The 13407-nt window shown below is 41.7% G+C and carries 11 protein-coding genes and 2 rRNA genes; 9 read left to right on the top strand and 4 right to left on the bottom strand.

The features are described 5' to 3' along the window. Positions 1-617 (top strand): 23S ribosomal RNA (locus tag DEAC_RS02050); the annotation flags it as partial. A gap of 118 nt (positions 618-735) precedes the next feature. Next, positions 736-852 (top strand): 5S ribosomal RNA (rrf, locus tag DEAC_RS02045). 718 nt (positions 853-1570) lie between these two features. Here rrf and DEAC_RS02040 read toward each other — a convergent pair. After that, complete coding sequence (locus tag DEAC_RS02040; RefSeq protein ID WP_047808341.1) at positions 1571-2671, bottom strand: TDT family transporter; 1101 nt, start codon at positions 2669-2671, stop codon at positions 1571-1573. Positions 2672-2802: 131 nt separating this feature from the next. Here DEAC_RS02040 and DEAC_RS02035 point away from each other — a divergent pair, with 131 nt between their 5' ends. Next, a complete protein-coding gene (locus DEAC_RS02035) occupies positions 2803-3687 on the top strand; it encodes a LysR family transcriptional regulator (protein WP_047808340.1) in 885 nt (294 codons plus the stop codon). A 154-nt stretch (positions 3688-3841) separates the two neighbouring features. Here DEAC_RS02035 and chrA read toward each other — a convergent pair whose 3' ends face one another. The 3 genes from chrA to DEAC_RS02020 all read right to left on the bottom strand — a co-directional run bounded on the left by chrA (position 3842) and on the right by DEAC_RS02020 (position 6435). Then, complete coding sequence (gene chrA, locus DEAC_RS02030; RefSeq protein WP_047808339.1) at positions 3842-5104, bottom strand: chromate efflux transporter; 1263 nt, start codon at positions 5102-5104, stop codon at positions 3842-3844. Between the two features lie 128 nt (positions 5105-5232). Beyond that, on the bottom strand, positions 5233-6051 hold the full coding sequence (locus DEAC_RS02025; RefSeq protein WP_053006256.1) for an extracellular solute-binding protein: 819 nt from the start codon (positions 6049-6051) through the stop codon (positions 5233-5235). An 18-nt stretch (positions 6052-6069) separates the two neighbouring features. Next, on the bottom strand, positions 6070-6435 hold the full coding sequence (locus DEAC_RS02020; RefSeq protein ID WP_047808338.1) for a helix-turn-helix transcriptional regulator: 366 nt from the start codon (positions 6433-6435) through the stop codon (positions 6070-6072). 339 nt (positions 6436-6774) lie between these two features. Here DEAC_RS02020 and DEAC_RS02015 point away from each other — a divergent pair, with 339 nt between their 5' ends. The 6 genes from DEAC_RS02015 to DEAC_RS01990 all read left to right on the top strand — a co-directional run bounded on the left by DEAC_RS02015 (position 6775) and on the right by DEAC_RS01990 (position 13393). Continuing rightward, positions 6775-7488, top strand: coding sequence for a ClpP family protease (locus DEAC_RS02015; RefSeq protein WP_047808337.1), 714 nt, complete (start codon positions 6775-6777; stop codon positions 7486-7488). A 320-nt stretch (positions 7489-7808) separates the two neighbouring features. Next, positions 7809-10145 (top strand): FtsK/SpoIIIE family DNA translocase, encoded by a 2337-nt coding sequence (locus DEAC_RS02010; RefSeq protein ID WP_152671340.1) that lies wholly within the window; start codon positions 7809-7811, stop codon positions 10143-10145. 91 nt (positions 10146-10236) lie between these two features. After that, the gene (gene mnmH, locus DEAC_RS02005) at positions 10237-11319 is read left to right on the top strand and encodes a tRNA 2-selenouridine(34) synthase MnmH (RefSeq protein WP_047808335.1); all 1083 of its coding nucleotides are present in this window, start codon (positions 10237-10239) and stop codon (positions 11317-11319) included. After that, positions 11255-12040 (top strand): DUF3388 domain-containing protein, encoded by a 786-nt coding sequence (locus tag DEAC_RS02000; RefSeq protein ID WP_047808334.1) that lies wholly within the window; start codon positions 11255-11257, stop codon positions 12038-12040. The genes mnmH and DEAC_RS02000 overlap by 65 nt, the downstream gene beginning before the upstream one ends. Positions 12041-12060: 20 nt before the next feature. Continuing rightward, the gene (locus tag DEAC_RS01995; RefSeq protein WP_047808333.1) at positions 12061-12879 is read left to right on the top strand and encodes a helix-turn-helix domain-containing protein; all 819 of its coding nucleotides are present in this window, start codon (positions 12061-12063) and stop codon (positions 12877-12879) included. 22 nt (positions 12880-12901) lie between these two features. Beyond that, the gene (locus tag DEAC_RS01990; RefSeq protein WP_047808332.1) at positions 12902-13393 is read left to right on the top strand and encodes a YajQ family cyclic di-GMP-binding protein; all 492 of its coding nucleotides are present in this window, start codon (positions 12902-12904) and stop codon (positions 13391-13393) included. The last annotated feature ends 14 nt before the right edge of the window (positions 13394-13407 follow it).

Below are 13407 nucleotides of genomic sequence, written 5' to 3'. Positions count from 1 at the left end.
CAAAGGTTCCCTCAGCGCGGTTGGAAATCGCGCGCAGAGTGTAAAGGCAAAAGGGAGCTTGACTGCGAGACCCACAAGTCGAGCAGGGACGAAAGTCGGGCTTAGTGATCCGGTGGTACCGAGTGGAAGGGCCATCGCTCAACGGATAAAAGCTACCCTGGGGATAACAGGCTTATCTCCCCCAAGAGTCCATATCGACGGGGAGGTTTGGCACCTCGATGTCGGCTCATCGCATCCTGGGGCTGTAGTAGGTCCCAAGGGTTGGGCTGTTCGCCCATTAAAGCGGTACGTGAGCTGGGTTCAGAACGTCGTGAGACAGTTCGGTCCCTATCCGTCGCAGGCGCAGGAAATTTGAGAGGATCTGTCCCTAGTACGAGAGGACCGGGATGGACGAATCACTGGTGTACCAGTTGTCTCGCCAGAGGCACAGCTGGGTGGCTATATTCGGATCGGATAAGCGCTGAAAGCATCTAAGCGCGAAACCGGCCTCAAGATGAGATTTCCCACGAGTGAAAGCTCGGTAAGACCCCTGAAGGAAGATCAGGTTGATAGGCCGGATGTGGAAGCACCGTGAGGTGTGGAGCTGACCGGTACTAATCGGTCGAGGGCTTGACCTAAAAAGATACGTTAGCAAAGGGAACGTGGCTCAAATGGTTCCGAAAAGACGAAGCTAGAAAGAGACTCTATGTAGTTTTGAGAGAACAGAGTTCGAAAAGGACAACTGAATCTCAGAGATCTGGTGATCATGCCGGAGGGGTTCCACCCGTTTCCATACCGAACACGGAAGTTAAGACCTCCAGGGCCGATAATACTTGGGGCGCAGGCCCCTGGGAAAGTAGGTCATCGCCAGGTAACAAGCGATAGACTGCCATATTGGCAGTCTATCTGTGTTTTATGAAAAAAATGAAAAAATGAAAGATAGCTACCGGGGCTCCACCCGTTCGGGTCCACATTGCAGGAGAATGCGTCACAAGTCGCAATGTGGCGAAAACCTCGTCCGGTTTTCGTCACGCTGCAGGAGAATGCGTATCGGGACGCAGCGTGGCGAAAAGCTCGTACTTCGCCACGAAGTGATTCTCTGGGGTTGGTGGCTCGGCGAAACCCTCCACCGGAGGCTTTCGTGCTTTTCGTATACACGAACACGGAAGTTAAGGATCCACACTGCAGGAGTATGCGCATGGGGACACAGTGTGGCGAAAGGCTCATCCGCCTTTCGTTCCAGGGCCGATAATACTTGGGGCGCAGGCTCCTGGGGAAGTAGGTCATCGCCAGGTGAACAAGCGATAGACTGCCAAATTGGCAGTCTATCTGTGTTTCATGACGCAATGTGGCGAAAAGCTCGTACTTCGCCACGAAGTGAATCTCTAGGGTTGGTGGCTCGGCGAAACCCTCCACTGGAGGCTTTCGTGCTTATCGTATACACGAACACGGAAGTTAAGGATCCACACTGCAGGAGAATGCAATGGAGTATCTTTAACATAAGGAATATTCCACGATGAGGAGAATGCAATGGAGTATCTTTAACATAAGGAATATTCCACGATGCTTAAAATTAATTAGTTTAGTTATGTTACAAAATTCGATCGCATCTTGATTGAATTCTAGGCCCGATGAAAACCTTCCCGCTTAATACTCCTCTAACAGTATTACTGAAGGTATACACCCAAAGAAGGATTAAGAGGATCGTTAGGAATTCAGAATAGCCAACCGTAAGAGGGGATATAAATATCCTTGCAACTTTTTGACTTGCGATTGTATAAGAAGCTAAGGGAAAGATGAAGGCCCACCATCCCATAGTAAAGGGAATTCCTCCATTTCTAATTTGATAAATACTAATCATCACAATGATACCAACAATCCAGATTCCGAATCCCCAGACAGCGACAGAGATCAGATTTGAAAAATCTGTTGATGCTAATAATCCTAATGAATGTGCATTTTTCGTAATATCGATAATTGCACTTACGGCTAGTCCGATTGCACTGATGAAAATACCGAAGGATGGGATTTTATCTGCTGGGGGGAGTGGATGATGAGCTAGTCGGACAAAAACTATGGCACTAATAAATATGAAAAGGAAAAAGCCAATACCAAATAGGGCTGTATTAATGATCAGGAAGGATAGACTCCATGTCGGCTGAATTTTAATTGTCAGTTCGAGAACCGGGTTCCCGATCAATAAAACAGCCATATTAGCAATAGGTGCCATAATCCAAGAAAAGTTAATGACGTCCGGACTCGGAGTTTCTTTAAGTCGTATAATCAAAAACGTCGAATAAAAGGTAAAAAAACTTACGCCAATCATCGAAATAATCCACAGGCCGAGAATAAGATGATAAACTATAGATTGATTAAGATAATGGCTCCAGATAAGATAAATATTAGTTCCCAGAATGGTTGTCGCCACAGGCATGGTCACGAAGAAATTGCCGGTGTGAAGGTGATTTAGGTCGCGGTAAGCATAATCAAAAAAACATAGCCAACGAATAACCCACGGGACTAAAACTACGAAATAAAGAAGGTCTGCAACAGTAGCAAAGAGTATACCTAGAAGGTTTCCCACAGGAAAAGCGTTTTGCCATTGAAAGAGAATGTTAGCTAATCCACCGGTACCCATAATTACGGCAAACCAAGATGGGGCCAGATGCTTGATGGGATGATGTTCTTGCACATTAAAAACTCCTTATTTTAGATTTAATATCAGGATCTTTATTATTTAGTTATAAAATGTATTGGCCCATTCGTAAAATACCCATTTGGCATAGAGTGTATCGAATTTTAGAATAAATGTTAGGTGTAACGATGGAAATAAGACATTTGGAATATTTTCTTGAGGTTTCCAGGCATAAGAGTTTCAGTAAAGCCGCTGAAGTAACTCATATTTCTCAGCCCACAATCAGTAAGGCAATAAAGGATTTAGAAACTGAGCTGGGAAAAACGTTGTTCTATCGAAGTACGAAATATGTTGAACTGACCGATACTGGGAAGGCGATTCTTGATCAAGCGCAACAAATTGTGGCCTCTTTTAGAAATATACATGTTCAGCTTGAAGGCCTTGAAAAACAAGAAATAGGAAAAGTTCACATTGGTTTGCCTCATATCACTGCTGTGACAACGTTTTCGCACGTTTTGGGTGCATTTAAACATCATTACCCTAGAATTGAAATCCAACTTTATGAATATGGACCCAAAAAGATTGAAGCATCGCTGCAAGAAGGTTTACTGGACTTCGGTATTTTCACACCTGAAGACAGTGATCTCTTTGAATGGATTTGGTTTGAGCGAGATCCACATAGTGTGGTTATGAACCCAACTCATTGGTTAGCGTGTCATAATATGATTGGCTATGAAAATCTTCAAGGGGAGCAGCTCATTATTTACAATAGCGACTATAAGCTTCATGATATCATTCTGGACAGGTGTAAACTGTCCGGTTTTATACCTCAAGTAGCTTTTGAAACTTCGCAGCGTGAACTCATGATCCAAATGGTGACTGCTGGGCTAGGTGTCGCCTTGTTACCCAGTAAAATATGTCAGGATCTTGATCCAGAGATTGTTATATCCCGGCCACTAACAGATTCACAACTGTATCTTGAATTGGCATTAACATGGAAAAGAGGACGGTATTTATCTCATGCTGCTTCGAGGTTTCTAAATTTCTTTAAGTTGAATCTTACTGAAAGATAATAATCTACTCTAACAGAATTTTATCCAATCGTAGACTCCAATTTCTACAAGTGGGAGTGGTTCCCATACGAGTTCACATCTAAAATTGATAAGAGTTCAGCCCTCCTCATTCACGTAATAAATGAGGAGGGCTGCTGTTTTGAAAGAGTCGATATTAGAAAATAACTATAGAGAGTAATGCCCCAGCAATAATTATCCATAGTGTATCAATTTTGGTAAAGCGCTGGACAGAAAAAGCTGCTAAGGCCATCCCACAAGCAGGTAAATCGACCAATGAACTGCCAGTCAATTTGTAAATGGTTGCCCATAGCGTCCCAATGAACGCTGCTACAACGCCGCTGATGATCATTTTTACCTTGTCAACTTGACCAGCTCGGTTATAGAGGTCGGAAATAATATTTACAACAGCGAACGAAGGCAGATACATGTTTGCCATAGCGAGCGCCGCCCCAAATATGCCTGCTGCTTTATATCCGATAAAGGCGGAAATTACGGTTACCGGTCCAGGCGTTAGTAAACTCAGGGCTAAGGCTACTCCGAATTCTTTGTCGGTTACAAAGTGATATTGATTAACCATGGTATTTTGTATAAAAGGTAACATTGCGTAGCCGCTTCCGAAGGTCAGTCCTCCGATTCCAAACAAGGAATTTCCCAGATTTTTATAGAGAGGATTGCTAAAATTAATAGCAAAATTGATAAACATCAGTATGCCAAGCATAATTAGCGTTACCAGGTACTTTTTCTTGCTGAATTCAAATTTAATCGCCGAAACTGTTTTTGGTGAGGATTTCTTAGGAACCCAGAATTTTTTATCCATAATAGTTTTCCAGCCAGAACACTTTACTGTTAAAAAAGTAAAGATCAGACTTACTATCCCAGCTGTTATGAGAAGGGTAATAATATTTACCTTTAAAAAATACACCAAGGTAAAACCGCCGACAGCTAGGATCGTTAACTGTGGGGTGTTCACCCCTTTTTTCCATAAATCAAGAATAGTGTTTAAGACAAGACCTACAACTAAAGCACCTACTCCTTTGAACAACGAGGATACCACAGGAACATTGTTATAGTTTAAATACAGGTGGGCAAGAAGTACCATTAAAACAAAACAAGGAATTACAAAAAAGATACTAGCTGCTAAGGCACCGGGAAACCCCCTAATGAAGTAACCAATGTAAGTGTTGAGGTTTACGGTAGGTGCTCCCGGTAAAAGCTGCGACAGAGCTAAACCATTCAAGTATTCCTCATCAGTCAGCCAGTATTTTTTATCGACTAAAGCTTTCTTTGCTTCACCTAGAGCTGCCAGACTATAAGACACAAGACCTATGTGAAGAAAAGTTCTTGCGATTTCAAAGAGACTGACAACTTCGGGCGTTTCCAATGACTGGTTAATCTCATGTTCTTTTCTTGTTTCCATGGCTTTACCTCCTAATTACTATAGTCAATAAATAATTAGAAAGGAATTTAAAGTACGCTAGAGAAGAAACTTTTTCGTTTCGAGAACGTCAAAAGATGGTTATTGAGTTATTCCAGCGATTAATCGGTTTAGCATGGAGTTAACCCACATTCCTCGAGAATCGCAGCGCCCTCCTCTCCCGTAAGAAAATCAACAAACGATTGAGCAATGTCAGATTGGAAACTATCCTTTGCTATGCCAATGGCAAATTCTATAGGGCTGCCGTGGATTATAATATTTGTGCCAGGGATCTTACTCTCAAGGCTGACTGAAGCTTGATCATAAAATTTGGCATAAGCAGGATTTGATAAATTAATTTTTGGCGCCAGAGGAATAAACGGAAGACCTAAATGTCTAACCTCCGAGGAATAAAGAAATGCATAATCTACTTGACCATTTAATAAGGCCTGAGACAGGTCAATTGATTTAGGATAGATTGAATAAGGGATACATGCAGCTTCTAAAGTTGAATATAAGCCGGGTCTGTCATAGAATCTCTCAGCTAATTGCCATACCATTAGAGTTCGATAACCACAGGGGTCAAGACGATGGTCGGAACGAGCAAAACTGACTTGGGGTTTCAGTAACACTTCGGTCCAATTTTCAGAAGTAATTTCTTTGTTTCCTTTAGATTCTTCGTGGCTGCCTAAGACAATTTGGTCCGACGCAAATATAAAGTAATTATTTACGAGGTTGGGCACAAGTAATTCTGCAAATAAGGCTTGATCTGCAAGTGCGATGATGTCGTATTTTTCTCCAGTGAGTAAACGTTTTGCTCCTTCTCTTGAGCCAACTCCTGTCAGCTCAATTTGGAGATCTGGGTAGTTTGGTAAGAAATGTTCTTGACACTTTTCCATAACGATCTGCAAAGCACCCGCATGAATAATTTTAAGAGTCTTTTGAACCACGTTTGTTGCCACCACCTATCACTGATTAAATCTAAGATAAGCCTCTAAGAAGTTCTCTAACTTTATCTTTTGCCGAACAATGTACTGCGTCCAGACAATTAAATACTCTTCTCCCTGCGTTGTTAGCTTATAAAGTCTCCTGCCTGGACCAGATTCGCCGACTTCCCATTGGGATTTTATCATTCCTTCCTTGTCCATACGTCTTAAATTTCGGTAAACTGTAGCTGCGTCAACTTCAGCACTCTTAAATTCACTATCATCTAGGCGCTGAATTAATTCGTACCCATGAGAAGGTTTTTGTTTTAAAAGAAGAAGTAATTCCGCTTGAATGAAACGCTCCATAGATAGTGTCAATTCAAGCTCCTTTACCTTCTCGTTATCCATATATACTCACCTCGGCTATTTGCAACATGCATATAGTATTAATACAAATATATTCTGCATTCAGGGAAATTACCCTTCCTGTCAAGACTGAAGTTCAGAATTTTTCCGTCTCAGGCTGCAAAATATGATCAAAGGAAGAACAGTGAATGTCTGTTCGTATATCATGAAAATTAAAGCTAGAGAATCAACATTCTAATTATCTAAGCGCCTTTAGATAACCTACATTTGTATTATTTATGCTCGAATCTTCCATACTAAAAGAGAACCTGTTAACGATTGATTAATTTGATGTTTCTGCAGTGAGTTGAGGTTTTCGAAAGTAAGGGGGTAAAACAATCAGTGTTTTCTAATAAATCATCTTTATCTGGATCTGAAGAAGAAGAGATTAAGCTTGACGAGTCAACAAACTCTATTAAAGAGTTAGGACAGGTTGAAATTCCTGAAGTTTCCGAAAGAATATTTTGTTTGACAATTATTGGTCAAATTGAAGGTCATCAAATATTGCCAGCACAATCTAAAACGACAAAATATGAACATATTATTCCTCAGCTTCTGGCAGTTGAGCAAAACCCTAAAATCGAAGGTATATTAGTTATTCTCAATACGGCCGGCGGTGATGTGGAGGCTGGGCTGGCAATTGCCGAAATGCTCACTAGTTTAAGTAAGCCATCTGTTTCTTTAGTCCTTGGCGGTGGTCACAGTATTGGTATTCCTATCGCTGTAAGTTGTACCAAAAGCCTTATCGCACCGACAGGCACAATGACCGTTCATCCTATTCGCTATACAGGTTTAGTAATAAATGGTCACCAGCAGTTTGACTATTTGAAAAAAATGCAAGAGAGAATAGATCAGTTCATATATTCACATTCAAATATTAGTAAAGAAAAATTGGAGCGGCTTATGTTTCAAACAGGAGAGTTAGCACAGGATATCGGAACAATATTAATTGGCGAAGAAGCTGTCAAAGCAGGGTTGATTCAAGCGGTTGGAGGGGTTCGAGAGGCTTTCAAAGAACTGAATGATTTGATAAGCTCCTCAGACCAGCTGCTATAGTATTAAAGCTGCGTTAAACTTTAAATATTAGATTTAGACTGGGCCAGTGATACCCATCAAATTGACGTGATGAGTATCACTGGCTTTTTAAGTCCATCCTTCAGCGCGATAGAATTTGTTATGGGCTAGTCGCTTTCGCCACCGAAGCTCCAATGGAGAGTAAGGCGAGTAAGCTTGATAAATGTCAATTGATTCAAAAAAGGAAAACGCCTTAAGTATGTGGAATTAAATGTGGATTAAAAAAGATTAGATTAAAATGTTTGGGGGATTGGTGTGTGGCGAAAAAAAGAGGACGCCGCAAATTAAATAAAAAGGTCGATATGAGGGCCGCCACGATGGCTGAGACGATTCGCAGAGAAGTCATTGGAGTTATTGTGGTCGGCATGGCTTGTTTAGGGCTTGTAGCTCTCTATTCGAAGAGAAGCGGTGTTGTTGGCGGTGAAATTAGTTATTTTTTGACTATGTTAGCTGGAGGAGGACGAATCGGCATTCCGGTCATGCTAGGAATTTGGGGTATTTCTTACATGAACAAACAAACGCCGCGTTTAGGCACAAAAATCGAAGGAATGATTATTCTCTGGCTTGTCTTTATCGGGATTCTTCACCTTCAGCTGCCGGGAATTGAAGCTTTTTCCCGATCTGATATTTTTCATGAGGGCCAGCTTGGACATGGCGGAGGACTTATTGGTGCGGTAATAGCCTTTATATTAAAGGAGACAGTCGGAATTCCCGGAAGTTACGTTGTTTTAATTATGTTTGCAATTATTGGAGCTTTGCTGATCACAAATCGCTCTCTTATAAAAGGAGTGCAAGAAATAGGTCAGATGGGGAAAGAATCCGGAGTATGGATGAAACAACACATGGAGGATTTTAAGGAAGTATTGAAAAATCCTGACGTTGACAAAGAGGCTGAAACAAGTGAAGAAAAGAATCCCGGTGTTCATAAGGCACCCAAAAACCTCAAGAAATCTTCATCTTCACGGCCGCCTGTTCTTGACCCGGATATTGTTGAACGGCCATTGGTTATCAAAACTCTTGATGATCCTAATGAAAATACGAGTCAAAATCTCCGAGAAGGGATAACTAAGAGTTCTTCTGGGTCTCTTCCCAAAGGGCAATTAGGTTTTGAGAAAACACTAAGCGGAGTAACTTCCGAACCGCCAGCGCCGGGCAAAGTGACCAGTACGCCTATCTCTCGGCAGACTCATGAAGACGGAAATTTTCAACTTCCGCAAGTTTCCTTGCTGCATAAATCCTTGAAAGTTAAAAACCCTAGGTTAAACAAAGATTTAACGGATAATGTCCGAATACTTGAGGAAACTCTTGCTAATTTTGGGGTAAAGGTCAAAGTGACCCAAGTGACTCAAGGTCCTGCTATTACGCGTTATGAAGCTCAGCCTGCTCCAGGGGTGAAAGTCAGCAAAATAACCAACTTGGCGGATGATATTGCTTTAAGTTTGGCTTCTGCTGACGTTCGTATTGAGGCTCCTATCCCCGGCAAATCAGTGGTAGGGATAGAAGTGCCCAATAAAGAAATTGCTATGGTACATTTTCGTGAAGTTTTAGAAACTCCTGAATTTCAGGGGTCAAGCAATAAGCTGATCTTATGCTTGGGTAAAGATATTACTGGAGCACCAGTAATAGCAGATTTAACTAAGATGCCGCATCTCTTGATTGCCGGAGCAACGGGATCCGGTAAGTCCGTGTGTATCAATACATTGATTCACAGCATTCTTTTTAAAGCTCGTCCGGATGAAGTGAAGTTTTTACTCGTTGATCCAAAAATGGTCGAACTAGCTAACTATAACGGCATTCCTCATTTAATTGCCCCTGTTGTCACAGATTCTCGCAAAGCTGCAGGAGCATTGAAATGGATTGTGACCGAAATGGAAACTCGCTATGAATTATTTGCTGCGTCGGGTGTGAGAGACATTGTTCGGTATAATTTTTTGCGAGCACAGGAAAAAAATAATGAGCATCCGCCTTTACCTTATGTCGTCGTCATTATCGACGAACTGGCAGATTTAATGATGGTTGCACCGGGAGATGTTGAGGACGCTATTTGCCGTCTGGCTCAAATGGCTCGTGCGGCTGGAATTCATTTGGTTGTGGCAACTCAGAGACCTTCTGTTGATGTTATTACGGGACTCATCAAAGCAAATATCCCTTCGCGAATTGCCTTTTCTGTTTCTTCTCAAACAGATTCGAGAACAATCTTGGATTTGAATGGGGCGGAGAAACTTATGGGGCGCGGTGATATGTTATACTATCCAATGGGTGCGAGTAAACCCATACGTGTCCAGGGCTGTTATTTAGGTGACAAAGATGTGGAAAATGTTGTGGAGTTTCTGCAAAATCAAGCAAAACCAGAATATCAGGAGATCCCTAATGTGGATATTGGGAGCACAGCAAAGGATGAGATGGAAGACGAATTATTTTATCAGGCAGCTCAACTTTTTATCGAAAGCGGAACTGCTTCAGTTTCCCTATTGCAGCGACGTTTACGAATTGGCTATACTCGTGCGGCACGCCTTATGGATCTCTTGGAGGAAAAAGGGGTTGTTGGAGGCTATGAGGGTTCTAAACCCCGCGAAGTATTGATGACCAGAGGACAATTTGAGTTAAAGTACGGTTCATTGAACAATGAAATTGTGTAAAAAGCGAAACTGTATATTAGTTGCATAAAATTTTATTAAGCTTTATGATAAGATGTAAAATGATATTTGATAAGATAGTAAAGGAATACTTATGCTAAAAGAGATACATGTTAGTGAATTGAAATCTTTAAATCGCCCTGTTTTAATTGATGTACGCTCGGAGGGTGAATTTGAAGAAGCAACGATCCCGGGTTCTGTAAATCTCCCACTTTTTAATAATCAGGAACGTGCTGAAATTGGGACAATTTATACTCAGTCATCACCAGCTATAGCTCGTGAGCTTGGTTTAAATATCGCTAGTCCGAAGTTGCCGGAACTTGTCAAAAAAGTTGAGGAACTGTCTAAGTCAGGTCCCGTGGTGCTTTTTTGCTGGCGTGGAGGCATGCGAAGTAAGGCGGTTGCTACCGTTTCTGAATTAATGGGTATTCCGATTTACCGATTGCAAGGGGGTTTTAAAGCTTACCGTAATCTAGTGGTTGAATACTTTAATAATCCGCTTCCTGTTAAGGTTGTTGTGCTCCGTGGCAATACGGGCGTTGGTAAAACGGAGCTTCTGGGAAAGTTGCGTTCGGAAGGATATCCAGCGATTGACCTCGAGAAATTAGCGAATAACCGAGGTTCTGTTTTTGGTGCCTTGGGTTTAGGAAAGTCGCCCTCTCAGAAAAAATTTGAAGGGCTGCTTTACGAAGAATTAAATTTATTGAGGAGTTTCCCTTATGTCATTGTAGAATGTGAAAGTAAACGTATTGGGAGGGTAACTATACCGACCACGTTTTTCTCGGCAATGCAGCAGGGGACTCAATTATTGCAGTGTGATAGTTTGCCAAATCGTGTTCAACGATTAATACGGGAGTATACATCAGTGCCGAATGCCCTTGAAGAGATCGGTGCCGCTTTAGAGAGATTGGTAAAAACTCTTGGTCATGTTAAAGTGCGGGAATTGCGTTCCCTTTTAGAAGCAGACCATTTGGAAATCTTCACTGAACGTCTTTTGGTTGAGTATTATGACAAACTTTATGCGTATCCCAATCAACCAAACGCAGAATATAATTATTTTATAGATTATAGTGAGCCTGCTAAAGCGTTAAGGGAGTTGGAACGGTATCTTGATGAAAAGGTGGCCGACACAAATCGAGAGTTTACTTTATCTGGAATACGACATTCAGCAAAATAAGCCGGGTTTATTAGGAGCTGTGACCACCTTGATTGGTATGCTGGATCTTAATATTCTGGCGGTCACAAGCATAGGCCAAACCCGACGAGGACTTCTTTTGGAAGCTCATTCGGATACTAAAATAAGGACCTTGCAGGAAGCCTTGCTGCAAGTTGCAGCTATCAAAGTGACAGCATTTCGAAAACCTACCTTATTGGACCGGATAGCTTTACGCCATGGCAAGAGATTAGACATGGCTGAAATTAATCCTCCGACATATCGGTTTGTTCGTGAAGAATTAGGAGTGCTGGTTGACTTTTTAGGAGATACTTTACTTGAGGGCGGAAATCGAATCATTGGTATTCGTGGAATGCCGAGGGTAGGGAAAACTGAAGCAGCCATAGCTGCCTGTGTTTATGCCAACAAACGATGGATTTTATTATCCTCAACAATCATTCGGCAAACCATACGCACAGAGTTATTACTTGGAGAGTCAACAAATAGCATATTTCTCATAGATGGGATTACGAGCACCACTCGAGGAAACGATGCTCATTGGTCCTTACTTAAAAATGTTTTGGAAATGCCGACAGTGAAAATTATCGAACACCCGGATGTTCTGCTGAGAGATGGCCGTTTGAAGATCGATTTTGATTTTATCATTGAAATACGTCATCATGACGATGACGACATTCGATGCGAGGATATAGCAATGAGCTTTTCTGCCTTCGATTTAAGCTAACATAATAAGGGGGGGTCTCAATGGCAGGAGAAGGACAAATGCTCCGAGCCGCACGTGAGGAGAAACAATGGAGTCTAAGATTTACCGAAGACACCACTAAAATTCGAGTTCGTTATATCCAGGCGCTTGAAGAAGAAAATTATGGGATACTTCCAGGAACGACTTATGTTAAAGGATATTTACGTACTTATGCAAAGCACTTAGGTTTAAACCCGGATGAGATTATACAACTCTATAATAATAGTCCTGAGGTAAAAGAAACGGTAAAGATTCTTGAAACTCCCGATCATATCCCTCTAAAGAAAAGTCCTAACTGGGTTAGGCCTTTAGCAGCAGGGATTATGGCTGTTCTAGCTATCGGCATCGTAGTCGGAGTTGCTGAATGGAGTCATAATACACCTGAAAAGCCTTCGAATTCTGCTTATTCCCCGTCGGTGCTTCCAAGCGCACCTTCCCAGGCTGAGGCAGCATCACCTAAACAGAATAACACTCAAAGTAATAGTAAAAATAATACCCCAAATGACCAGAATAATTCTCAGGCCTCAAGTACTTCCCCTTCTGATTTAGCAGCAACCCAGGATGGCTTAACCGCGCAATTGGAGTTTAAACAGTCTTGTTGGGTAGTTGTGCAAGCTGATGGCCAACCTGTGTTTCAGGGAACTTTTCCTGCAGGGACTACGAAGGTTGTCAAAGGGAGTAATAAAATCGAACTTGTTACAGTCGGAAATGCCGGAGGATTAAATGTAACCTTAAATGGAAAAGCGTTGCCGAGTTTAGGGAGTTCCGGTCAAGTTATTCGTAATGTGATCTTTACTCCAGAAACTTTGAAAACGCTTTAAAGGATTGAGAGGAGACGTCAGGTTGGCTAAAGATTCTTCATTCGATATTGTTTCAAAGGTGAATTTACCCGAAGTGTCCAATGCTGTTCAACAAGCTCAGAGGGAACTTTCTCAAAGGTTTGACTTTAAGAACAGTAAATCATCCATAACGCTGGAAGACGAAAAAATTATTTTAGTGTCCGATGATGATTTTAAATTAAAAAATGTTGTGGACATTTTGGAAAGTAAGCTTGTTAAACGGGGAATTTCATTAAAAGCTTTAGATTACGGAAAACCTCAACCAGCTGCCGGGAATACCCTTCGGCAAGAAGTTAAAATGGTACAGGGGATTGCTCAGGATAAGGCTAAGCTGATCAATAAAGTTCTTAAAGATAGTAAGATTAAGGTGGTAAGTTCTATTCAAGGTGATGAAATCAGAATATCGGGAAAAAATAAAGACGATTTGCAAGCAGCCATTGCTCTTCTTAAAAAAGAGGACTTTGGCATCGAGCTGCAATTTGTCAATTACAGATAGATAGAGGGGGTGGC

The organism is Desulfosporosinus acididurans (assembly GCF_001029285.1).
In the GTDB taxonomy this organism is placed as follows: Bacteria; Bacillota; Desulfitobacteriia; order Desulfitobacteriales; family Desulfitobacteriaceae; genus Desulfosporosinus; species Desulfosporosinus acididurans.
The sequence above is the reverse complement of the archived record's forward strand: the minus strand, read 5'-3'. Positions and strand labels throughout refer to the sequence as shown.